The sequence below is a fragment of the Pedobacter sp. AC464 genome, from assembly GCF_979253075.1.
In genome coordinates, this window is the sequence record NZ_CEEDBV010000030.1 from 1 (window position 1) to 233 (window position 233).

The 233-nt window shown below is 40.8% G+C and carries 1 protein-coding gene; it reads left to right on the forward strand.

What is annotated here, in order from left to right; genetic code table 11:
• A partial coding sequence (locus AC0IWT_RS20055; RefSeq protein ID WP_471798520.1) for a hypothetical protein occupies positions 1 to 209 on the forward strand: 209 nt, incomplete at its 5' end.
• Between the last annotated feature and the right edge of the window lie 24 nt (positions 210 to 233).

The following is a 233-nucleotide window of genomic DNA, read 5'->3' on the forward strand; positions in this document are numbered from 1 at the left end:
AAACCGCAGTCGCAAGACCAGTTATTTCGCCGGTTAACTGTTCGCTTGACGCTGTTATGGTCCAGGCAGATCTATCCAGATCGGTTTCTTCAAGGTTAGACGTAAGCTCAGGACTTTTATCTTTTTTGCAGGAACTGACTACACCCTATATCGAGAGTAAAATCAATAAGCCAGAGAATTTTATTGTTGTCATTTTGTTGTCTAATTAGTGGGTAAAGCAGTTAAGTTTACGG